This window comes from Pedobacter sp. UC225_65 (genome assembly GCF_042698365.1).
Classification (GTDB): domain Bacteria; phylum Bacteroidota; class Bacteroidia; order Sphingobacteriales; family Sphingobacteriaceae; genus Pedobacter.
In genome coordinates, this window is the sequence record NZ_CP170550.1 from 604,350 (window position 1) to 626,586 (window position 22,237).

19 protein-coding genes and 2 pseudogenes are annotated in these 22,237 nt (G+C 38.8%); 2 read left to right on the plus strand and 19 right to left on the minus strand.

The genetic code is table 11. The features are described 5' to 3' along the window. Positions 1-80: 80 nt before the first annotated feature. From ACFJIZ_RS03160 to ACFJIZ_RS03200, 9 genes are all read right to left on the minus strand, one after another. Positions 81-2,741, minus strand: coding sequence for a carboxypeptidase regulatory-like domain-containing protein (locus ACFJIZ_RS03160; RefSeq protein ID WP_379090579.1), 2,661 nt, complete (start codon positions 2,739-2,741; stop codon positions 81-83). A 180-nt stretch (positions 2,742-2,921) separates the two neighbouring features. Continuing rightward, entirely contained in the window at positions 2,922-3,875 is a 954-nt protein-coding gene (locus ACFJIZ_RS03165; protein ID WP_379090581.1) for a GLPGLI family protein, read from the minus strand. Positions 3,876-3,886: 11 nt separating this feature from the next. After that, on the minus strand, positions 3,887-4,804 hold the full coding sequence (locus tag ACFJIZ_RS03170; protein ID WP_379090583.1) for a GLPGLI family protein: 918 nt from the start codon (positions 4,802-4,804) through the stop codon (positions 3,887-3,889). Positions 4,805-4,898: 94 nt separating this feature from the next. Continuing rightward, complete coding sequence (locus ACFJIZ_RS03175; RefSeq protein WP_379090585.1) at positions 4,899-5,759, minus strand: GLPGLI family protein; 861 nt, start codon at positions 5,757-5,759, stop codon at positions 4,899-4,901. A 6-nt stretch (positions 5,760-5,765) separates the two neighbouring features. After that, the gene (locus ACFJIZ_RS03180) at positions 5,766-6,620 is read right to left on the minus strand and encodes a GLPGLI family protein (protein WP_379090587.1); all 855 of its coding nucleotides are present in this window, start codon (positions 6,618-6,620) and stop codon (positions 5,766-5,768) included. Between the two features lie 37 nt (positions 6,621-6,657). Continuing rightward, entirely contained in the window at positions 6,658-7,569 is a 912-nt protein-coding gene (locus ACFJIZ_RS03185; RefSeq protein ID WP_379090589.1) for a GLPGLI family protein, read from the minus strand. Positions 7,570-7,606: 37 nt separating this feature from the next. After that, positions 7,607-8,296, minus strand: coding sequence for a GLPGLI family protein (locus ACFJIZ_RS03190; protein ID WP_379090591.1), 690 nt, complete (start codon positions 8,294-8,296; stop codon positions 7,607-7,609). Then, positions 8,287-8,442, minus strand: coding sequence for a hypothetical protein (locus tag ACFJIZ_RS03195; protein WP_379090593.1), 156 nt, complete (start codon positions 8,440-8,442; stop codon positions 8,287-8,289). The genes ACFJIZ_RS03190 and ACFJIZ_RS03195 overlap by 10 nt, the downstream gene beginning before the upstream one ends. A gap of 95 nt (positions 8,443-8,537) precedes the next feature. Further along, the gene (locus ACFJIZ_RS03200) at positions 8,538-9,440 is read right to left on the minus strand and encodes a GLPGLI family protein (protein WP_379090595.1); all 903 of its coding nucleotides are present in this window, start codon (positions 9,438-9,440) and stop codon (positions 8,538-8,540) included. A 317-nt stretch (positions 9,441-9,757) separates the two neighbouring features. Between ACFJIZ_RS03200 and rplU the strand changes: the two genes are divergently transcribed. Both rplU and rpmA read left to right on the plus strand, forming a co-directional pair. Then, positions 9,758-10,069, plus strand: coding sequence for a 50S ribosomal protein L21 (gene rplU, locus ACFJIZ_RS03205; RefSeq protein WP_055133669.1), 312 nt, complete (start codon positions 9,758-9,760; stop codon positions 10,067-10,069). Positions 10,070-10,127: 58 nt separating this feature from the next. Next, positions 10,128-10,547 (plus strand): 50S ribosomal protein L27, encoded by a 420-nt coding sequence (gene rpmA / locus ACFJIZ_RS03210; protein WP_379090597.1) that lies wholly within the window; start codon positions 10,128-10,130, stop codon positions 10,545-10,547. A gap of 77 nt (positions 10,548-10,624) precedes the next feature. Here the strand turns inward: rpmA and ACFJIZ_RS03215 are convergent, their stop codons facing one another. The 10 genes and pseudogenes from ACFJIZ_RS03215 to ACFJIZ_RS03260 all read right to left on the minus strand — a co-directional run bounded on the left by ACFJIZ_RS03215 (position 10,625) and on the right by ACFJIZ_RS03260 (position 22,181). Next, positions 10,625-11,587, minus strand: coding sequence for a polyprenyl synthetase family protein (locus ACFJIZ_RS03215; RefSeq protein ID WP_379090599.1), 963 nt, complete (start codon positions 11,585-11,587; stop codon positions 10,625-10,627). Between the two features lie 3 nt (positions 11,588-11,590). Further along, entirely contained in the window at positions 11,591-12,229 is a 639-nt protein-coding gene (locus tag ACFJIZ_RS03220) for a hypothetical protein (protein WP_379090601.1), read from the minus strand. A 220-nt stretch (positions 12,230-12,449) separates the two neighbouring features. Beyond that, complete coding sequence (locus ACFJIZ_RS03225) at positions 12,450-12,773, minus strand: carboxypeptidase-like regulatory domain-containing protein (protein WP_379090603.1); 324 nt, start codon at positions 12,771-12,773, stop codon at positions 12,450-12,452. A 4-nt stretch (positions 12,774-12,777) separates the two neighbouring features. Continuing rightward, positions 12,778-14,914, minus strand: a pseudogene (rnr, locus tag ACFJIZ_RS03230) (ribonuclease R). 100 nt (positions 14,915-15,014) lie between these two features. Beyond that, positions 15,015-16,739, minus strand: a complete 1,725-nt coding sequence (locus ACFJIZ_RS03235) for an ABC transporter ATP-binding protein (protein ID WP_379090605.1) — start codon at positions 16,737-16,739, stop codon at positions 15,015-15,017. After that, complete coding sequence (locus ACFJIZ_RS03240) at positions 16,739-17,452, minus strand: 3'-5' exonuclease (RefSeq protein WP_379090607.1); 714 nt, start codon at positions 17,450-17,452, stop codon at positions 16,739-16,741. Before ACFJIZ_RS03240 ends, ACFJIZ_RS03235 begins: the two co-directional genes overlap by 1 nt. A gap of 142 nt (positions 17,453-17,594) precedes the next feature. Further along, positions 17,595-18,984: pseudogene (locus ACFJIZ_RS03245) on the minus strand (arginine decarboxylase). A gap of 765 nt (positions 18,985-19,749) precedes the next feature. Further along, positions 19,750-20,661 carry a citrulline utilization hydrolase CtlX gene (gene ctlX / locus ACFJIZ_RS03250; RefSeq protein ID WP_379090609.1) on the minus strand — a complete coding sequence of 304 codons (912 nt, stop codon included), beginning with the start codon at positions 20,659-20,661 and terminating at the stop codon, positions 19,750-19,752. 76 nt (positions 20,662-20,737) lie between these two features. Further along, complete coding sequence (locus ACFJIZ_RS03255) at positions 20,738-21,706, minus strand: arginine deiminase family protein (RefSeq protein ID WP_379090611.1); 969 nt, start codon at positions 21,704-21,706, stop codon at positions 20,738-20,740. Next, positions 21,630-22,181: a hypothetical protein gene (locus tag ACFJIZ_RS03260; protein WP_379090613.1), complete on the minus strand. Its 552-nt coding sequence runs from the start codon at positions 22,179-22,181 to the stop codon at positions 21,630-21,632. The genes ACFJIZ_RS03255 and ACFJIZ_RS03260 overlap by 77 nt, the downstream gene beginning before the upstream one ends. Between the last annotated feature and the right edge of the window lie 56 nt (positions 22,182-22,237).

Below are 22,237 nucleotides of genomic sequence, written 5' to 3' on the forward strand. Positions count from 1 at the left end.
TCAACTTTACAGTTTCGGGGCTTCAATTGTTTGTTTGGTATTATTTATTAACCCTAACCAATACACACAATTCCAGTTGTTTAAAAATTGAAAGTCGCTTTTAACATGGCAACACGTCCAGGGATATAGTAGGTGCCTGAGGTCAATGAGTTTGCAGAGAGGTTAATGGCCTCAAATTTCTTCACATTGGCCAAATTGGTAACGCCAAATTCGAGGTCGGTTTTAAGTTTCATCAGTTTATATCTCACATTGAAATCAGCAAATAGATAGCTGAGGTTTGGCTGGTCTAATTGGTGTGTAAAGATGTGTTCTGCAGCAACATTGATAAACACACTTTTAAAGGTGGTAAACGTTAAGCTAGATTGCTGCCTTAATTGTTGAAATTTACTGCTGATGTTGCTAATCGAAGATTTATTGTTGCTAACCGTGTATGTTCCATTGTAAGAAAAATTCATGAAATTGGTCAACTTTGAATCTATTCCTGCATTGTAGGTCATCGTTTGGGTATTAAAAGGTAATAATCTGTTGTTTTGTAACTGGTCAAATGTACTTTGGCTAAAAGTGCCGCCAATGTTCACTGTACTTCGGAGGTCAAATAGGTATTTACTTGCTGCGGCATTGACAGAAAAAGATTTGGCTTGGTTGGCTAAAGGCAGAACGATACGTTGTTGGATATTGTCGCTTAAAGTATATGATGAAATGGTATTTAATGTAGTAGCAGAATAGTTTACACCTAAGCTAAAGAACAACATCTGCATGGCCTTACGGAAGTTGAAGTTGGCTCCAACACCATGCGATTTGCTTTCTGAGATAGGGGCGTTGTTGGCAAATAACGAACGGTAGTTCTTTAATACTGTACCACGATAAACATCATCTATGCCACCTAAAGTATTGTTAAAGCTATAATTTGCCGAAATGTAATTCTCTATGCCAATTTGGTATTTGATATTGAAAGATGGATTTACAAAGAATTTGTCGAGATTTTTGTCTAAACTTTTAGCAGGGTCGCTATAATTGATGTTATTATAGCTCAAGGGCAGAAATAAACTTGCTTTGATCTTTTCACCTGTATAATCATAACCTGCTTCAATAAATGTCTTCGTTTTAAGCCAATCAAGGTCGTTGGTTGTGTTTTGCGATACCAATTCGGTAGTTTGGTTGTTTTGTATCCTGTAAAGCTCTGATTTGAAGTTTTGCTGTTGTACACTAAAACCAGTTTTATAGGTCTGTGTAAACTTGTTTTTTACGAGTGCAAAAGAGATGAAGTTGTTGGTATATGAAGTTGGTAGTTTAACATATTGGTCTAGGCCCAAATAAGGTGTGCCGTTGTTTAAGATATCTGCATTTAAACCTGGCCTGATATTTAAGATCTCTGGTTGTGTGGTTCTGTTTAAATAAGAATAAAAGTTAAGGATGTTATCTGATTTTAGTTTTTTTCTATAACTCAGTTCATTCGAAATATCGAACGTTTTTTGGCTAAGCCCCTGATTGGCGCCAATGCCATTGATCACTACATTAGAGTTGGTTTTGTTGGGTGCATAATCAGCCACAAAAGTATTGTTCAGGTATGATTGTTCGGTATTTTTGTTAAGGTTCAATTGTGCTCTGAATTTTTGTGGATTGATGGCATTGTTCTGTACTTCGTTGTAACGGATAGTCTGTCCAGGTAGATAAGTTTCAGAAAATTTGTTATACTCCTGTGTTCTTTGGTCATATAGGTAAGAAATATTCGCTTTTAACTGTAGGTCATCGTTGAACTTGTAAAGATTGTTAAGATTGATGAGGCCAGCTTTATTGAACAAAGACCTTTTTTGGGGCAATGTGGGTACACCTGCGGCACCAGCAGAAAGAAAGCTGGCAGGCTTGCTGTTGTCAAAACGTTTAAGGTAGTCGGCCATGTTATGCGAGGTAAGGTCGATACCTGGGTCGATACCAATATTGTTGCCCTTTAGGTTATTGATGAATTTCAGTTGTTTTTTAAACATCATGGCATTGATGTTGCCATCAAACCTGTCGGGTGTTCCAAGTCCAGCCTTGATATCGCCCATCATTTTAAGCTTTGCATCATCCTTGATTACTAAATTCAGAGCTACATCGTCGCTCATGTTGTTCTTGCGCAGCATTTTGATCGGTTGGTCATTTTGGATCACCTGTACTTTCTCAACTGCACCATGGGGGATACTTTTGGTAGCGATATTGTATTTGTCGTCAAGTAAGTTATCCTTATCCAAATACAGATTGGAAATACCCTTTCCATTATAAGTCACTTTCCCATTTTCGTCAACCACAATGCCAGGCATCTTCTTTAATACATCACCAATGGTCCTATCTTGTTTATCGGCAAAATCTGAAGTTTTATAATTCAAAGTATCACCGTTGGATGTAAGGACAGGACGGTTTTTCACCACTACGGTTTTGAGGTTGATCTCTGTTTCAACCAGAGAAGGATCGTAGCTCTTGGTTAGGTCAGCAACTTCGATCATCTTCTTTTGGAAACCGATGATGGTAGCCTCTAAGGTCAGGCCTTTGTTCTCTTCAGTAAAAGAGAGGGTATATTCACCTTTGTCGTTGGTTCTGGTAAAACTAAGGATATTACCCTCTTTATCTTTTAAATTGATATTTACAGAGGCAATAGGTGTACCTTTTGTATCTTTTATCTTTCCTTTGACCTGTTTTTGTGCGAGCGCAGCAACACTGCTCAGCATGAAGATCAAGAATGTGTAGAGCAATTGTTTTTTCATTTCTTTTGAGCTAATTCAGTTGTAAATAATGGCATGGCTTCGCTATGGTGTTTCAGCAATGCGTAAAACTGTACCTAAATTTGCCAGAATCTAATCTGGTGCTAATGCTTCTGTTAACCGAAGATGTAGTTGAACAGAAAGATGATGGCTAATAAAATTCCAACAAAAAACATGGTGTATTTATTTTTTTTCAGGTAATTCGACAGGATTGTTGACTACTGCTTTAGGTCTTGGTGTACCCACACTTCCACTTGTTCTGGTCATGTTACCAAATTTAACGCCACTTCCAGCCAACTGCGCATTCATAAAACCTTGTGGGTCTTTTGCCTGGGCATCTTTTAACTTGTCCAGTTCCTTTCTGGTTGTTTTAACCGCATCTGCAGGTAATTTGATTTCGTTTCCAAGAAAAGTATTGCCGGTATCCATGCCCATTATCTTTACTACACCTGGGCTGCCGGCAGGACCATCTATTTTGATTTCACCAGCATCGGCTGTTTTTCCATCTTCAGCAGTTACATTCTCTAAACCAGCAAATTGGAATTGAACTTCTTTTTTCTCATCATAGGCTTCTACGATTAGCCCTGGTAAGCCATTGAGTTTCCATGGCCCACTTTGAAAAGGTAGTTCTGGAGCAAACCAGGCCACCCAGTTTCTGCCTTTAAAGTAAGCTGTTGCCTTTTGGCAGTGTACACCAGCAAAGCTTGCTGTATCTTTCGCAATCTTCCAATTGATCTTTGGTGCTTCTTCTTCTATAAGGTAATTGTTGAAGACCCTTTCTTTAGTGAAGAATTTATTCTCTTTCACAAAATAGAAGTAATCTAGTGGTGAAGTTGGTTTTGAATCCGACTTGCTGATCTTAAGGGTCATGTTGCCACTGCCAGCTTGATTTTTAAGTTGTTCTTGTAACTGCTTCTGCATGGCAAGTTGTTCGTTTATCTTATCGAAACTTGTATATGCTGATGCATTTTTGCCAATGATCAATAACATATTCTCGGTATAAGGCTTATCTTTTTCAGTGGTATCCTGAATGTGGACGAAATTGTATTTAACCCTAGCCAATGCTTTGTCTGGGTTCTGTGCCAAAGCAACAGAAGTTATTGCAATAGCGAATAAGGTAGTTAAAGTCGTTTTCATATTGTGTTTGGTTAATTGTTCTTTATTTCTGGCAATTCGATTGGATTGTTAAATGTGGTTTTGGCCTTGGTTTGAATAGTTGAATTTTTACGTATGACAGTTGCACCAGCAGATATTTGTCCACCGCTCATGGCTGCCATTGGATTTTCGGCTATTGCTTGTCTCAGCTTGTTCACCTCTGCTCTTGTGGCTTTGATCACATTTGTTGGAAGTTTGATTTCCTTACCGAGGTAAGTGTTATTGCTGAAATTGAGTTCCCCAGTTCCTATGCGTATCTTCTCGTCTTTGGTTACTAGATTGGTTTCATTTACCTTCTCTAGACCATCAAACTGGAATTGGATATCTTTTTTCTCATCGTAGGCTGCTATGATCAGTCCTGGTAAACCATTTAATTGCCAAGGTCCGCTTTGAAAGGGTAGGTCTACAGCATACCAAGCAATCCAGTTTCTGCCTTTGTAACGGGTAATCGCCTTTCTACAGCTGATGCCTGCAAAACTCATGGTATCTTGTTTGATTGTCCATTTTATTGGGGTCAATTCTCCAGGTATGATATAAGTGTTCGTCATCATATATTCGATTGTATATGATTTTTGCTCGTTCGCATAACTGTAGAAATCAGTAGTGGTTACTTTTTTTATCAATCCTTTTTGCATCACCACATTGGTTAATGTACCACCATTTGCTTTTGTCTGCTCTTTGAGAAATGCAGCCAAGCGATCGGTCTGTGTCATTTTATCATAACTGGTATATAGCGATGCATTTTTTCCAATTATCAATATCATGTTTTCCTGAAAAGGCTCGTCTCTATTGGTGGTATCTGTAATGTGGCTAAATTTATAATGTACTCTTGCCAAAGCTTGGTCAGTGTTTTGCGCTAAAACAGTTGAGGTAATTGATGCTGTAAATAAAATGGCAAGAATAATTTTCATAATATTTTCTTATGTGTTCAATTAATGTTTCGTAAAACTACGATTATTTCGTAATACTAAAAATGATTTAACACTTTTTAACTAATGGCATTTTTTAATATCCAGAACGTGCTCTTACAAAGCCTCTGGGGTCTTTTAGAAAGGCGGCCTTTAATTTGTCAAACTTTTCCCGATCGGTTTTAACCGCCCCAACTGGGAGTTTAATGATGTTTTCGAAAAAAGCACTTCCAACATCACGTCCAATCAATTGGTCCAATGCATTGTAATCACCTGGCCTGGCATCGGCTCTTTTGGTAACATCGTCTACTCTTTGATGGTCGCCTTCTTTGGCATTTTCTATGCCTGCAAATTGAAATTGTATCAATTTGTTTTCTTCATAAGCATCGATGATCAAACCGGGTAAACCGCTGAGTTTCCATGGTCCGCTTTGGAAGGGTAGACTAGGGGCATACCATGCTATCCAGTTCTTACCCTCAAAATTGGCTACGGCTTTCTTGCAGCTCAGTCCAGAAAAACTTGTCGTGTCGCGGGTTATTTTCCAATTGATCTTAGGTGCTTGTTCTTCGATCAGATAGCTTTGCAGTGCAATGACCTCTTTGGTGAATAATTTATTCTCTTTGGCAAAATATAAATAGGATGAGGTAGACATCCACTCTGAACCTGAGTTGTCCATTACAATGGCTACAGGTTGTCCACTGCCGGCTTTACTCATTGCTTTGGCCCTGAATTTTTGGTCTTCAGCAATCTCGTGCCTTAATTTATCATAACTGGTATATAACGATGCATTTTTGCCTAAAAACAATAGCATATTTTCATTGCGTACTTTTCCGGTTTTTAAGGTATCGTTACTGTTGATATAGGTATAACGTACCCTGGCTAGTAGCTCATCAGGTTTTTGTGCAAAAGCAATTGTGCTACTAAAAAAGGCTAAAAATGTAATAAGTGCGATTTTCATATTTTCTTAATATTTAGATTGTGCTTTAAAAAAACCTTTTGGGTCTTTTTTGATCGCTTCTTTAAATTTTTCCATCTGTTTTTTGGTGCTTCTAACAGCACCTATGGGTAAACGAATAATGTTTTCGAAATAAGCAGTACCAACGTCGCGTCCGATCATCTGGTCAATTGCATTATAGGTGGTTGGGCTGGCACCGGGTCGTTTTGTTACATCGCGGTCACGTACATGGTCGCCATTTTTTGCATTTTCAATTCCTGCAAATTGGAAACAGACCTGTTTGTCTACGTCGTAGGCTTCTACAATTAACCCCGGTAAACCATTTAATTTCCACGGGCCTCCTTGAAAAGGCACACTTGGTGCATACCATGCTACCCAGTTGTTATCTTCGAAAGTGGCTGTTGCTTTTTGGCAACTTAACCCCGAAAAGCTAAGCGTGTCTTTGCTTATTTTCCAGTCAATTGTTGGGGCAGTTTCTTCTACAAGATAACTCTTTAGTGAAAACATTTCCTTGGTGTAAAATTTATTTTCTTTTACAAAAAACAAGTAAGAGGTAGTGGTCATCCATTTGCTGTTACTATCATCTATCACAAACACACTTTTGCCCTTACCTCCACCACTTTCAATCATCGCCCAAAATTTTTGTTCTTCAGAAATCTCATGCCTTATCTTATCGTAGCTGGTGTATAAAGATGTATTCTTTCCAAAAAACAACAGCATGTTTTCGATGCGTGGTTTCCCGTTGGCAAGGGTGTCGTTTTTATTGGTATAGGTATAACGTACTCTTGCCAATACAGGATCAGGTTTTTGTGCCCAAGCTGTGGTCATTGTAACTGTAAGCAAAGTAATCAATAAGGCTTTCATGATATGTGTACAATAATATTTGATGAATTTTGATGCGCTAGTTTTTGTTTTCTGGTAGTTCTATAGGGTTGTTGATGGTGTTCATTTTAGGAGATTCGAGCACTGCTTTTGGTTGGGCTTTTAAATTGTAACTTCCATTGGATGCTACCATTTGCGCATTCCTAAAACCTTGAGGGTCTTTGTCTCTACTGATTTTCAATTTGTCGAGCTCTTTTTGTGTAGTCTTGATTGCATTTGTTGGTAGTCGTATTTCGGTATCCTTAACCAAACTAACATCTAAGTCGATTACTTTGGGGCCAGCAGACGGCATGCTTGGTGATTTTTTAGCGGCTGTTATGTTTTCCATCCCAGCAAACTGGAACCAAACTTCTTTCTTCTCATCATAAGCATCGATGATTAGCCCTGGCAAACCATTTAATTTCCAAGGTCCACTTTGAAAAGGGAGGTTTGGTGCATACCAGGCGATCCAATTTCGACCTTTAAAATGGGCAAGCGCTTTTTGACAATGTATGCCAGAAAAATCTGCAGTATCTGCAGTAATTGTCCAACTTATTTTTGGTGCAATTTCCTCTACGAGATAGGTATTGATCAGACGTTCTTTAGTCAAGAACTTGTTTTCTTTGGCAAAGAAGAAATAAACGATGGAATTTACATCTGGTGTTGTCCAATCTAACTGTACGCTGACCAAGCCAGGTACTAAACTCTTAGCACGCTCCAAAATACGGTTGTTTCGGATAATGGTTTGGTCTAATCCATCATAACTTGCATATAAAGAAGCATTTTTACCTATGACCAATAACATGTTTTCGGTATAGGGCCTATCTTTTTGCATGGTATCTTGGATGTGTACAAAGTGATACTTCGCCCTGGCCAATACTTTATCGGGGCTTTGGGCCAAAGTAATGGTAGTTGCTATGGTTACAAAAAAAAGTGTTGCTATGGCTTTCATAAGCTATTTATGATGCTGAAGATCTTCAGACAGGATATTATTTATCTTTCTTTTCTGGCAATTCTATCGGGTTATTGATTACTGTATGCGAAACGCCAGTGGTACTCATGCCCATCTTTACAATTCGACCATCATTAGGAGCCGAAGCTTTTGCAAAACCTAATGGATCTCTATCTCTTGTCTCTCTTAATTTATCCAGGTCGGCTTTGGTAGTTAATTTAGCGTTTTCTGGAAATTTAATGGTAGGGCCATAGTAGAAATGTGCTGCCAGCGACTTCTGTTCTGCTGTAGTTGGTGGGGTATCAAGGTTATCGATACCTGAAAATTGAAATTTAACATCTCCTTTATCATCATAGGCATCAATGATCAATCCTGGTAGACCATTTAGTTTCCAAGGTCCACTTTGAAAGGGTAGGTCTGGTGCAAACCAGGCAATCCAGTTTCTCCCTTTAAAATAAGTTGTAGCTTTTTGGCAATGTACACCAGAGAAACTAGCTGTATCTTTTGTAATCTTCCAATTGATCTTCGGTGCAACTTCTTTAGCCATATATTCTGTAATGATTTTTTCTCTGGTATAGAACTCATTTTCTTTTGCAAAATAATAATAGTCAATTCGGGTAACTGGTTTAAATGGTGCTGTACTAGAGGGTTTGTCAAGATTAAGTTCGCGTAGGATACGATCGTAGCTGGTATAGATGGATGCATTTTTCCCAATGATCAATAACATGTTTTCTGTATAGGATCATTTCTTTGTGTAGTGTCTCTGGCATGGGTAAAACTATAACTTACCCTGGCCAATACTTTATCTTGGTTTTGGGCAAAAGAAAGTGTAGCTAAGCTAATGGCAATTAACGTGGTTAGAATCTTTTTCATGTTTTTAAGATTAGTTTTTCGTAAATCTACGATTATTTCGTAATAATATAACTGTTTAACAATTTTTTACATGTGGTGCTCAATAATGGAAGGGATCAGTTCTTTTCAGGTAATTCAATCGGATTATTGAATGTGTTTTTGATTGGAGTAGCGTTTGGACTTTTCGATGGAGTCATACTTACACTTACACCACTGCTAGCCATTTGTGCATTTGCAAAACCCATTGGATCTTTTGCTCTTGCTGCTTTGAGTTTATCAAGTTCGGTTTTGGTAGTTCTGATGGCATTTACAGGTAGTTTAATCTCGTTATCAGGAATAGGATTGATAGATTTGACCGTTTCATGATCTCCAATAGATTGTTTTGGCTTTATCACTTCGTCTTTTATATTTTCGATACCGGCAAATAGAAACTGTACTTCCTTTTTGTCATCATAAGCCTCTATGATTAAGCCTGGTAGCCCATTTAATTTCCAAGGCCCACTTTGAAAGGGTAGTTCAGGCGCATACCAAGCTATCCAGTTTCTGCCTTTAAAATTAGCAATGGCTTTCTGACAATGTACGCCCGAAAAACTGGTTGTATCTTTGGTAACTTTCCATGCGATCTGAAATGCAGGTTCTTCCGTTAAGTAATCGTTAACTACAGATTCTTTGACAAAAAGCTGCTTCTCTTTTGCAAAAAGGAAATAGTCGATGGAAGAGGTTGGCTTAACTTTTCCAAGATTGATCTTCATGGGCTGCCCTTCTGGTGTTTCTTTGATCTGTTGTTCAATCATCTTTTTTCTGGCCTCACTTTGTGCGATTTTGTCATAACTGGTATAAATGGAAGCATTTTTGCCAATGATCAATAGCATTGTTTCGGTATAGGGCTTGTCTCTTTGGGTTGTGTCTCTGACGTGTGAAAAGGTATAACTTACTTTGGCCAAGGCCTTATCCGGACTCTGCGCAAAAACAGTAGTGGCAAATGCAATTGCCGAAAGGGTGATTAGGATAGGTTTCATAAAAATATAAAGTCTAAATGTTTTTCGTAAAACTACGAATAAATCGTAGTAATGAAAAATATATATCCTTTTTATTACTTAAGCTCAAATTTGCTCTATCTAATCAACATGAATAGTGTTCGGTACAAAATGACACGTTGCTAAAATGTTTAATAATGGGATGGATGGGCAATAGTTTTGGAACATAAGCCTATAGAATGTATTGAATTGGTAGTGGATTGAAAATTATTTTATGATCTACTTGTGTTTGAATAGTATTTATTCTATATTTGCACCTCGATAAAAAAAATAAACAATTCTAAAATAATTATTTAACAATGTACGCAATAGTAAATATAGCAGGACAGCAATTCAAAGTTGCAAAAGACCAGCACCTTTTTGTACACCGTTTACAAGGAGATGAAGGCGCTAGTATTGAATTTGACAATGTATTGTTGGTTGATAATGGTGGTAAAATTACAGTAGGGGTTCCTGCAGTAAAAGGTGCATCGGTTACAGCTAAAATCGTGTCTCATTTAAAAGGTGATAAAGTAATCGTTTTCAAAAAGAAACGTAGAAAAGGTTACAAAAAGAAAAATGGTCACCGCCAGTATTTCACCAAAATCCAGATTGAGAGTATCACTCTGTAGTTAATTTTTTTGTTTAATTGTAAGATTGGGTTTCCTCTCTTAAAAAATATAAAATAAAATGGCACATAAAAAAGGAGCCGGTAGTTCTAGAAACGGACGTGAATCGCATAGCAAGCGTTTAGGTATTAAGATCTTTGGTGGTCAAGAAGCTATCGCTGGTAACATTATCGTTCGTCAACGCGGTACAAAACACCACCCTGATAAAGGCGTAGGTATTGGTAAAGACCATACTTTATTCGCTTTAGTTCCTGGTATTGTAACTTTCAAAAAGAAACAAGATAACAAATCATACGTTTCTGTATTGCCTGTTACTGTTGAAGATGCAGCTCCTGTAAAGGCAGCAGCACCTAAAAAAGCAGCTCCTGCTAAAGCAGCAGCAACTACTGAAGCTAAAGAAGAAAAAGCACCTAAAGCGGCTAAAGCACCTGCAAAAAAAGCAGCTAAAGCTGACGATGCTGAAGCAGCATCTGCTGAATAATATTTGTAAGTTCATTACAACAGAAAAAGCCTCGATAATTTATCGAGGCTTTTTTTATTTAAGTTGAACAGGACTGTTTATTTGTCCCGTTCTAATATCTGCTGTACCAATTCCCTAAAGTTCATCTTTTTCTCTTCGGCAACTGCCAAGCTGGCCAGAGCTGTATTTGCCTTGTCTAGGTATTTCTCCATTTCTGTTGCCGCCAATTCTTTGATATTATATTTATTGTAAAGAAGGGTAACGGAGTTGATCTTGCTGATCTGGTCATCAGTAATACTGGTTAAACTTTCAACTTCATCACTTTGTGCCAATGCTAATGTTTTGAGGTGCAGAAAGGTTTTTTTATTGGCAATGATATCGCCACCAACCTGTTTGCCAAATTTTTCTGGGTTGCCATAAACATCTAGAATATCGTCTTGTAGTTGAAAGGCCACACCCAAATTCTCGCCAAAGGTATAGAGCAGGTCTGCATCTGCGGTATTCGCTCCACCTACAATAGCGCCCAATTTCATAGCCCCACCTAATAGTACGGCTGTTTTTAGTCGGATCATTTCGATGTATTCTTCAATGGTTACATCATCGCGTTGTTCAAACTCCATATCGAGCTGTTGTCCTTCGCAAACCCCTTGTGCAGTGGCATTAAAGGTATCCAGTACTGGTTTCAATACATTCACATCTACTTTAGAGAGGTGTTTGTTTGATTCTACCATCATCACATCTCCACTAAGGATGGCGTTATTGATCCCCCATTTTTCGTGTACGGTCTGTTTACCTCTTCGCAATGGGGCGTTGTCCATGATGTCATCATGGACTAAGGTGAAATTATGAAAAGTTTCAATGGCCAAAGCCACATCTAATGCTTTATTGATATCAGTTGTAAATAGCTCTGTTGCCATTAATACCATTACGGGTCTAATTCTTTTGCCACCTAAACTCATAATGTAGCGAATAGGTTCGTATAAATTGGCAGGGTGTTTTGGATATACGATCTGAGGGATTGCTTTTTCTAAGATTTCTTGTAATTGTGTTGGACTATGCATTGTTTAAGGGTTGGTCATGGTACCGAAAGCGGATTTGCTTTCCATCATTTTTATAAATGAATCTTCTAATGTGGTCTGTTTAACTATGGGATTGTTCTTCCAGAACTCTGGGTCGTATCGAAGGGATTCTATCACATTCTTATCTCTGGTATTTCTGTTTAAAGCTTCAAATTGCTGCTTTTTTAAATCATCGCTTACGTTGTAGATGGTCAATAATGAGCTGATATCTGTGTTCAGGTCTTGACCTCTAACGCTTAAACTCAAGAATACTTTGGTAGATACACTTTCTAGAACTGGTACAGGATGCCCAGCACCATTAAATGTAGCAATTGTAGTGACTACTGGTGGGAACTTTGTAGTGGCATCTGATAATCGGATCGGGAGATTAAAGACACTGTTCTCCAATCTGTATACTTTGGAGTCTTCTACGCCGATGTAATAGGTAGAATTGACATAATATTGGTTTTTCTTGGCCTTTTTATATTTGCAGGTGACCACGGCAATGCTTTGGTTAGATTGCTCAATATATTTGTCTATTGAAATGTCGTAATCTTTTAAAGTTTCTAGGCTTACAAACTTGCCGCCCTTACTTGGAAGCAGGTAACCACTGTAAGAAAAGGTCAAGTAGGATTGGTTGTTCATCGAAAAAGCAATCTGCTCATTCAGTTCGGCAAAACGGCTTTGTTTGGCTGACCAGCCTTGGATCCTAGCGGTATTCCATCTGAGGTCGTAGAACAGTTCGTAGATCTGACTTGCTTTACCATTTAAAGAGGTCAGCTGCCTGTAAAATGCATTTGCATAGAAATTGGTATTTATATTGTCGGTTGCCTTTTGCAGCGCAGCTTTTAATATCTTCTGACCTTTATAAGGACTCTACAGTTAGCTCGTTTAAGCTGATGGTAGCAGGATTAAGTCTGATGGTTAGCAGGTTATTGATGTCTTTTATATCTGCTTCGCTCGTATTGTAACTTACGTGGCTAAACCTAAGCCTAAAGGGTAAGGTAGTTGGCTTTAATACAAAGAATCCATTCTCGTTAGTTACCGTAGCTACGTTGGCACCAACGATACTTACCGATACAAAAGGTATACCTTGTCCAGTAGCATCATCCACAACTTTTCCTTGTAGGTTCTGTGCTTTGGTCTGAACCGTAAATGCGAGCAATAAAATGCAGATGATATATCTCATTATTTTAATCTTGGATCAATGAAAAGTCTATCTGGCGTTTAGAAAGGTCAACTTTTTTAACCCTTACCTGAACCTCGTCACCCAATTGGTATTTTTTCTTTTTGCGCTGTCCGATGATGCAATAGTTTTTTTCATCCAACACATAAAAATCATCGGTAATATCACGTAGGCGGATCATTCCTTCACATTTGTTCTCAATGATCTCTACGTACATTCCCCATTCGGTTACGCCAGAAATAATCCCTGTAAATATACTGCCAATATTTTCTTCTAGGTATTCGGCCTGTTTGTATTTGATAGAAGCTCTTTCGGCATCGGCTGCACGTTTTTCCATAGCAGAAGAGTGCGAACTTGCCGCTTCGTATTCTTCTTCGTTTGCAGATTTCCCACCATCGAGGTATAAAGCCAATAAACGGTGTACCATTACATCAGGGTAACGACGGATAGGAGAGGTAAAATGCGTATAATGGTCGAATGCCAAACCATAATGGCTTGTCTTTTTAGTGGTATAAATGGCCTTTGCCATAGAACGGATGGCCAGTTGTGTCAATATATTCTGTTCTTTTTTACCTTCTACATCTTCCATCAGGTAATTCAAAGACTTGGCTATTTCCTTATCCGTTTTCATGTTGATCTTGTAACCAAAACGTGAGGCGAACGTAGCAAAGTTGTTGAGGTTTTCTAAATTCGGCGAATCGTGCGAGCGGTAAACGAAAGTGTATTTCTGTTTGCCTTTTCCTTTTTTGGCGATAAACTCGGCTACTTTTTTATTGGCCAACAACATGAAATCTTCTATCAGTTTATGGGCATCTTTTCGCTCTTTTACATAAACACCAATTGGTTTGCCTCTTTCATCTAATTTGAACTTCACTTCTGCACTTTCGAAGCTGATGGCGCCATTTTTAAACTTTTTATCGCGTAGTTTATAGGCAAGATCGTTCAATTTTAACAATTCTTCGGCAAAATCTCCAGCCTTGTTTTCAATCACTTCCTGCGCTTCTTCATAGCTGAAACGTTTGTCAGAATGGATCGCTGTTCTGCCAAACCATTGGGTAATTACATTGGCTTGGTCATCTAGCTCAAATACGGCTGCAAAACACAATTTATCTTCATTTGGGCGTAATGAACAAACACCATTGCTTAAACGTTCAGGCAACATGGGAATTACCCTGTCTACCAGATAAACCGATGTAGCACGTTCATAAGCCTCTTTATCCAAATTGCTTTTAGGTAACACATAATGCGATACATCTGCAATGTGTACCCCGATTTCGTAATTTCCATTTTCCAGTTTTTTAAAGGAAATGGCATCATCAAAATCCTTGGCATCTGCAGGGTCGATCGTAAAAGTAGTGGTCTGTCTAAAATCTCTTCTACCTTTGATTCTCTGCTTCACTCACCGTTTCTGGAATGGCATTGGCCTCTTTTTCAACGGCATCAGGAAAGCTTAAAGGGAAACCATATTGGGCCAAGATGGCATTCATTTCTGTATCGTTTTCGCCCTGCGTACCTAATACATTGATCATCTTTCCGATTGGATTTTTTGCGCCTTCTGGCCAATCGGTAATGCTTACTTGTACTTTTTGGCCATTTTTTGCACCATTTAAATCGCTCAGTGGCACAAAAATATCGTGCAGCATTTTACGGTCGTCTGGAATGATAAAGGCAAAGCGTTCGGAAACTTTGGCCACTCCGATAAAATCGGTTTTTGCCCTGGTGATCATCTCTACAACTTCACCTTCGTTTTTCCGTCCACTGGTCTTCTTTCCAAATACATATACTTTTACTTTATCGCCGTGTAGGGCATTGCGCAATTTACGTGGGGCAACAAATATATCTTTCTCAAATTCATCGTCGGGTACAATAAATGCAGAACCATCAGCGGTCATGTCAACTGTACCAGTTACAAAGGTTTTAAGGTCTTTTAAACGGAATTTTCCGCGTTCGGGTCTAATGAATAAGCCTTTTTCAGTCTGTTCTACCAATATTTCGAGAATGGTATCTGTAGAAGCAAGGTCTGTTAGATTTAGCTTGGCAGCAACTTGTTTATGGTTTAGTGCCACATTTCTATTTTTCTCGAAAATATCACTAATCAATTGTGTTAAAACGAGTTTTACTTGTGAGTTTTTGTTTTTTGCCATCGCATTATTGGTCTAGTATCGAAGATAGCAATTGTATGCTTAGCTTAGGCTATTTTTTGTAAGAAATAACGCTTCTATAACACAAATTGGCTAGTTGTACCTAAACTATGGGTTGAATCTGTGCCTTTCCGGGGATGGCATCGATCAGTTTTTTGGTATAGGCCGCCTTTGGCGAATTGTAGATCACTTCTGGGAAACCTTCTTCCTCGATTTTTCCTTTGTTCATCACGATCATGCGGTCTGAGATGTGTTTAACCACCGCCAAGTCATGCGAAATGAAGATGTATGTGAGGCCAAATTCTTGTTGAAGTTCTCTTAATAGATTTAAAACTTGTGCCTGTACCGAAACATCAAGAGCAGAAACAGATTCGTCACAGATGATGAACTTAGGTTGTAAGGCCAAGGCTCTTGCGATCACGATCCGTTGTCTTTGTCCACCAGAAAACTCATGTGGATAACGGTCGAAATGCTCAGGTTTTAAGTCTACTTTTTCTAATAGGCCCAATACATGTTTTTTACGCTCCTGATCAGTTTTAAAAACCTTGTGTACCTGTAAAGGTTCCATAATGGCATTGCCCACGGTGATTTTAGGATTGAGCGAAGAGTAGGGGTCTTGAAAGATGATTTGTACATCCCTGCGCATGCGTCTGAGGTCGGTTTTGTCCAGATTTGTAAGGTCTGTGCCATTAAAAATGACCTTTCCAGAAGTGGGTTCTACCAAGCGTAAAATGCTTCGGCCCAAGGTGGTTTTTCCACAGCCCGATTCGCCTACCAGACCCAATGTTTCGCCCGGAAAAACATCAAAAGTAATGTCGTCCACCGCTTTTACAAAGGAAGATGTTTTGCCAAATAAACCTTTTTTAATGGGGTACCAGGTGCAAAGTTTTTCTACTTGTAGCAGTGGCTTTTGTGTATATAATTGGTGCCTTCTTTCTTCAATTTCCTGTTGGGTATAGGTGTTGATGTCTAAAAGATGCCTTACGGCAACATCTTTGTCCTCATTTAAAAAATCGGCCACCACAGGCAAACGCTTTAGGCGTCTTTGCGGTGCAGGTCTACAGGCCAATAAACCTTTGGTATAAGGATGTTGAGGGTTTTCAAATAGTTGTTTGGCAGGGCCTTGTTCTACAATGTCGCCTTTGTACATCACTAAAAGTTCATCGGCAATTTCGCTGATCACTGCCAGGTCATGCGAGATGAAGATGAGTCCCATGTTGCGTTCATCCTTAAGGCGCAACAAAAGCTCTAGAATGGTTTTTTGAACGGTAACGTCTAGTGCGGTTGTGGGTTCATCTGCAATGAGCAATTCTGGATTGCAACTCAAAGCCATGGCAATCATTACCCTTTGTTTTTGTCCGCCAGATAATTGATGTGGGTAGCAATCGAAGATATTTTCTGGACGTGGCAGTTGCACTTCTTTAAAAAGCTCGATGGTTTGTGCTTTGGCGGTTTCCTTATCTACCTTTTGGTGTAACACAATGGCTTCTTGAACTTGATAACCGCAAGTAAACACAGGGTTCAATGAGGTCATGGGTTCTTGAAAGATCATGGATATTTTGTTGCCCCTAAAATTTCTGATCTCGTTGTCAGAGAGGTTCAACAGACTGATGTTGTCAAAATCGATTTCGCCTGTAATGTTGGTGTTTTTCGAATCGTGCAAACGCATGATCGAGAAGGAAGTAACAGATTTACCAGAACCAGATTCGCCCACTATGCCTAAAACCTTGCCTTTTTCTAGCTTAAAACTAACTTTATGTACGGCTTCAGACCAAGTTTTTTCTTCTCGGTTATAGAACGCTATGGCTAACTCTTTTACATCTAACATTACTTTACTAAGGTAATATTTTCTGTCGAAATTGCAGCTACTCCTTTAAAACGTAACAAGATTTGTGCAGTGGTGATCACATCTTTTTGGCAATAGGTTACAATGCGTTGTAGGTCTTTTTCTTGGTAATAAATGGCTTTAACCATGCTACCGTCAATATCATCTTTTGGTGTTGGGATGTTAAAGATGGCTGCCAATAGGTTTAAAGAGGTATAGTTTTTATAATCGCCAAATTTCCAAAGCTCTAGCGTATCTAGGTGGTTAACCTCCCAAGGTTTTTTGCCTGCAATCTGTAATTGGGGTGGAATTTCTATACCATTGACCAACATTCTACGGCAGAGGTAAGGGAAGTCGAACTCTTTGCCATTGTGTGCACATAACAACTGGTCAGCAGGTTGTTCTTTTAGCAGGGCGTTGAAATGGTTGAGGATGTTTGTCTCATCATGCCCAAAATAAGAGTTGACGCGAAAGTGATAAGCGCCCGCCACTTTATGGAAAAGCCCTACACTGATGCAGATGATCTTACCAAACTCGGCCCAGATGCCTGCTCTTTCGTAAAATTGGGCAGCCGTATATTCGTCTTTTCGTTGTAACCTGGTTTTATGTTCCCATAATTCTTGCAGGTGCAAGGGCACATCATCAAAATGTTCGTATTGTGGAATGGTCTCGATGTCAATGACAAATACCTTATTTAAGTTGAGGTCTTTCAGCATAAAAAAATGTTTAGGAAATTAATTTAAATAGGGAAATTGAAGTTAATGAAAATAATCTTGAAATCTATTCGCTATCAGGCCTGAAATAAAAAATCCCTCTCGGTAGAGAAGGATTTGATTGTTTTATGACTTGTTTTCAATCCTATGTATAACCTAGGATCTTCAATACTTGCTTGCTGTTCTGCTCTTCGCCAAATACCTCAAAGTTGAAAGTTTCGTCTCTGTTGCGACGGATGATCACATGTTTAGGGCTTGGTAATAAACAATGGTGGATACCGCCATAACCGCTCAGTACTTCTTGATAAGCGCCGGTGTTAAAGAAGCCCAAATATTGTACTTTACGTGTTTTAGGCATAAACACACTGTTCATGTGGGCCTCTTGGTTGTAGTAATCCTGACCATCGCAGGTAATACCGCCTAAGTTTACCCGCTCATATTCAGCGTCCCAATTGTTGATCGGTAATAAGATGTATTTTTGGTTCAATGCCCAAACATCTGGTAGATTGGTAATGAAAGAACCATCCAACATCAACCATTTTTCGCGGTCGTTTTGTTGTTTACGGCCTAAAACCTTATATAGGATACCTGATGCTTCTGCAACGGTATATTTTCCAAATTCGGTAATGATATCTGGTTCTACTACGTCGTGCTCGGCACAGATTTCTTTGATCCTTTTTACGATTTCGTTTACCATGTACTCGTAATCGAAATCAAATACCAAACTGTCTTTAAATGGCATTCCACCACCAATATCTAGGGTATCTAATTCTGGATTGATTTTTTTGAACTTGCAGTAAAGCGTTACATATTTCTCTAACTCGTTCCAATAGTATGGAGAATCGGTAATACCGGAGTTGATAAAGAAGTGCAATAATTTTACCCTGAAGTTAGGGTTTGCGGCTATTTTATTGTTGTAGAAATCAATTACATCCTCCATCCTTACGCCTAAACGCGAAGTATAGAACTGTGAGTCTGGCTGTTCTTCGGCAGCGATGGATCCCCAAATTACAAGGGATATCCATTTCTACTTCGTCATCGTAAAGGTTGAATTCTTCTTTGTTGTCCAATACTGGAATGATGTTATGGTAACCATCGTGCAACATATCGATGATATATTGTTTGTACTGATAGGTTTTAAAACCATTGCAGATCACAGTGATGTCTTTGGTCAAGGCTCCTTTTTTCTCTAGGGCCTCGATCATTGGCATATCAAATGCGGATGAGGTTTCTAAGTGGATGCCATTTTTTAAAGCTTCTTCTACGATATGCTTGAAGTGCGAGCTTTTGGTACAGTAGCAATATTTGTAATCGCCACGGTAATTATTTTTAATAATAGCGGTTTGAAACAACAGTTTAGCCTGTTGGATCTTCTTACTGATCATTGGTAGATAAGTGAAACGCAATGGTGTACCATAGGTTTCAATCATTTCCATTAAATTTAGATCCTGAAAATATAATTCATCGTCTATAACGCTGTAGCCTTCCTGCGGAAAGCCAACACTTAGATCAAGAAATTCGGAGTAACTCTGCATTTATTTCATAATAATTTTTGCAAAAATGTAATTTTAAATTGAGAAATAGTCCTTAATATATTTTTTTTTACTGTTAAGAAATAATCCCAAGTTGTGGGGGGAGATTTCTCCATCAATTATTTGGGGATTTGTGATTTGTTGTTGGTCGAGATTTGTAATCTCGGTTGGCTGTATTGTGGATTTTAAATCCAGCAACTTAGAATTGGTCGACCACGTAGGAACATAGAGAGGGTTTTGTCATTCTGAGCATAGCGAAGAATCTCAGCAGATGAAATTTTTGCTTGGAAATGCTTTGACAGATTCAATAAGGCAGTCTCTTAAAGGATTGACCACATAGGAACATAGGTCACATAGATGATTTTGTCGTTCTGAGCGTAGTGAAAACCGCGAAGCAGCTCATTTATGTTAGTCGAGATTTGTAATCTCGACTGGCTGTGTTGTGGATTTAAAATCCACTATGTAATGGATCTAAATTACAAATCCAGACCAACTTTGACTTGAAAGGAGATGCTTCGTTCCTCAGCATGACTAAGTATAGATTTATATAAGGGTTGACCATATAGAAACATAGTTCACATAGACAATCTTGTCGTTCTGAGTGTAGTGAAAACCGCGAAGCAGCTCATTCATGTTAGTCGAGATTTGTAATCTCGACTGGCTGTGTGTGGATTTAAAATCCACTATGTAATAGGTCTGAATTGCAAATCTAGACCAACTTTGACTAGGAGTGAGATGCTTCGTGCCTCAGCATGACAATATTTTGAGTTATTTAACAGGTAGATGGACTTCTGCCAACATGCACCTTGCACTGCCACCACCATTTTTTTCGATGGTGTACAAAGGGGCGTGGACAATTTTTGCGTATTGGGTTAACGTGGCAAGCTGTTCGGGGTTTAAAGAAAGATAAGCCTGTTCCGACATCACCAGTAAGCTTTGCCCATCTTTGCCCTTAACCTGAAGCATATTGCCTGCAAAATGGTTCATCTGGTCAAAAGTAATGTCAACGAGTTTTTTGCCTGTGGCCAATAAACTTTGCTTCACCATTTCTTTTTCTGCCGAGTTGGGAATGGAATCAAAACAGACTACCGCAAACTGGTCTCCGATACACATCATTACGTTGGTATGGTAAATAGGGAAACGGCTTTCGTCTACTGCCTGAAAAGCAACAGGTGTATAACCTGTAAGCATACAGAAATTGTTGAGTACTTCTTCATCTGTACGTACACTTAAACAAGCATAAGCTATTTTGTTTTGGCGATCTAAAACCATACTTCCGGTGCCTTCTAAAAAGAGTACCTGTTGTTCAAAAAAGCTCAAGTCGCTGACATGGTTCATCTGAAATTTTTCGCCAATGCGATCAATAATGTCCTTTCTGCGTTCCAAACGTCTGTTCTCAGAAAACATAGGGTAAAGATAGACCGAACCATCTTCATGAAAAGATACCCAGTTGTTGGGAAAGATAGAGTCAGGTGTTTCCGGTTGTAAGGTATCGTCGATTACCGTTACATCTACACCGTTTGATCTTAACATTGCTACAAAACCATCAAACTCTGCCAAAGCCTGTTGTTGCACATTATCTTGCAATGTTGCTTCTTGAAACTTGTTGTTACCTGCTGTTTGGGTATTAAATTTAAAATCAACAGGGCGGATCATTAAAATATGATTGGTAGTCTGCATTTTTTTAAGTTCGAAAGTTGAGAGTTAGGAAGTCCATTATAGCTACGGACTTCCTGACTCTCGGTCTAAATTATTTTTATAAATCGTCTCTTAATAAAGGTAAGCTCATGCAATGGAATCCACCTCTTGCCCTAGATAGTTCTGCCGAAGGCATCAATACCAAGGTGTCAGTTAGCGTATCAGCATCAACTTTGCCATTCTCCAAATCGTTGATCAGGTCTTTTACCTTCACAATGGCAAATCCTTTGGCTTTAAAGGCCTCAACAGTATTGTCGTTTCTATCATAACCCAAAACCACACCCTCTTTGATCGCTAGCAGATTACAAGAATCTGTCCATTGTTCGCGGGCATCAAAAGGGAAAACGCCATTTCCACTGTAGATAAATTGGGTAGGTTCGGTACTTTTCAAGTCTTTCTGACTAATGTCTTCAAAAAGCTCTTCCATACTTTTAAAATGTTTCGGCGTGCTTTTGTCTTTATAGAATTGGATGATCTCTGTTTGTTCTTTTGGTTCTGGTTGCACCAAGAAATCGATTGGATTGTTGAATTTGTTCTCTTCTACACTGGCAATGGAATGTAGCAATACCCAAACGTTTCTTTTTACCTGTGTAAATACAGTGTCTAAGTGCATAAAATCTCTTTTGTTCGGGATTTTTACTACAGTTACCTTTTCAACCACATCGTTTTCAAACAACAACTTCATGGCCTCGTTGGCACCATAAGGCGAGGTCCGTTCACTACAACCGATCAATACATGGTTTTTGCTCACCATCATTACATCGCCACCTTCTAAGGTCGTTCTGTTGTCTTCTTCTTCACCAGGTCTTAAAAAATGATGCTCTGAATCAGGAATTTCCAAGATGTTGTCTCTATAGGCTTCAAATAGATCATGGTTAAAGAAAATATAACGCATCAACAGACTTTCGCGCACCCTTGCTTTTTTAGCAGGTTTGTTTAATAAAATGAAGTTATTGATGGTTGTACCTACATCTCTGGTAAGGATCAGGTTGGGGATAGGAGAGAAGATGATCCTCCCATCTGGCAATGAACCAGAGAATCAATGTTTTGGCCAGTTCTTTAGGTTCGGTATCGATCAGTTGTAATTGTAGTTTGTAGGTACAACCTTCAATGGCACATACAGATGCTGCCAATTTCTTTTTGATAGCGATATTGGTCAAGATATCGCCCAATAACTGTTGCAGTTCTACAACGTTTTCTGAAGCATGGAACTGTTCGCTATCTGGTTTAAAGAATGCTCTTTGAGCCGCTTCTGAATCGATTTCGGCCAATTTGCCTTTAATTTTATCTGGGTCAAGAAAGTACATCAATAGTTTAACATAATGATCGTACTCGTCTTTACGGATGGTATCTAGATGTACAATGTCTTCAAAAAGCCAGTCTTGGGCCTTAGAAGGTACTACTTTCCCCAATCCACTGTCAGGACTATGGATCAGTAATTTACGTAGTCTACCGATTTCTGTGTTTACATTTACTTTAAAGTTTTGTTGCTGTGCACTCATATATTTGGTATGTAGATATGCAAATCTATCAGAATTATTTAGATATGAGAAGTGAG

Bases quoted from the DNA above. Each gene is read 5' to 3' on its own strand.
- ACFJIZ_RS03180 (WP_379090587.1), bottom strand. From the start codon at position 6,620: ATGAAAGCCTTATTGATTACTTTGCTTACAGTTACAATGACCACAGCT.
- ACFJIZ_RS03215 (WP_379090599.1), bottom strand. From the start codon at position 11,587: ATGCATAGTCCAACACAATTACAAGAAATCTTAGAAAAAGCAATCCCT.
- ACFJIZ_RS03185 (WP_379090589.1), bottom strand. From the start codon at position 7,569: ATGAAAGCCATAGCAACACTTTTTTTTGTAACCATAGCAACTACCATT.
- ACFJIZ_RS03240 (WP_379090607.1), bottom strand. From the start codon at position 17,452: ATGCTGAAAGACCTCAACTTAAATAAGGTATTTGTCATTGACATCGAG.
- ACFJIZ_RS03235 (WP_379090605.1), bottom strand. From the start codon at position 16,739: ATGTTAGATGTAAAAGAGTTAGCCATAGCGTTCTATAACCGAGAAGAA.
- ACFJIZ_RS03160 (WP_379090579.1), bottom strand. From the start codon at position 2,741: ATGAAAAAACAATTGCTCTACACATTCTTGATCTTCATGCTGAGCAGT.
- ACFJIZ_RS03165 (WP_379090581.1), bottom strand. From the start codon at position 3,875: ATGAAAACGACTTTAACTACCTTATTCGCTATTGCAATAACTTCTGTT.
- ctlX (WP_379090609.1), bottom strand. From the start codon at position 20,661: ATGCAGACTACCAATCATATTTTAATGATCCGCCCTGTTGATTTTAAA.
- ACFJIZ_RS03170 (WP_379090583.1), bottom strand. From the start codon at position 4,804: ATGAAAATTATTCTTGCCATTTTATTTACAGCATCAATTACCTCAACT.
- rplU (WP_055133669.1), top strand. From the start codon at position 9,758: ATGTACGCAATAGTAAATATAGCAGGACAGCAATTCAAAGTTGCAAAA.
- ACFJIZ_RS03220 (WP_379090601.1), bottom strand. From the start codon at position 12,229: ATGAACAACCAATCCTACTTGACCTTTTCTTACAGTGGTTACCTGCTT.
- ACFJIZ_RS03225 (WP_379090603.1), bottom strand. From the start codon at position 12,773: ATGAGATATATCATCTGCATTTTATTGCTCGCATTTACGGTTCAGACC.
- ACFJIZ_RS03195 (WP_379090593.1), bottom strand. From the start codon at position 8,442: ATGAAAAAGATTCTAACCACGTTAATTGCCATTAGCTTAGCTACACTT.
- ACFJIZ_RS03200 (WP_379090595.1), bottom strand. From the start codon at position 9,440: ATGAAACCTATCCTAATCACCCTTTCGGCAATTGCATTTGCCACTACT.
- ACFJIZ_RS03260 (WP_379090613.1), bottom strand. From the start codon at position 22,181: ATGAGTGCACAGCAACAAAACTTTAAAGTAAATGTAAACACAGAAATC.
- ACFJIZ_RS03190 (WP_379090591.1), bottom strand. From the start codon at position 8,296: ATGTTATTGATCATTGGGAAAAATGCATCCATCTATACCAGCTACGAT.
- rpmA (WP_379090597.1), top strand. From the start codon at position 10,128: ATGGCACATAAAAAAGGAGCCGGTAGTTCTAGAAACGGACGTGAATCG.
- ACFJIZ_RS03175 (WP_379090585.1), bottom strand. From the start codon at position 5,759: ATGAAAATCGCACTTATTACATTTTTAGCCTTTTTTAGTAGCACAATT.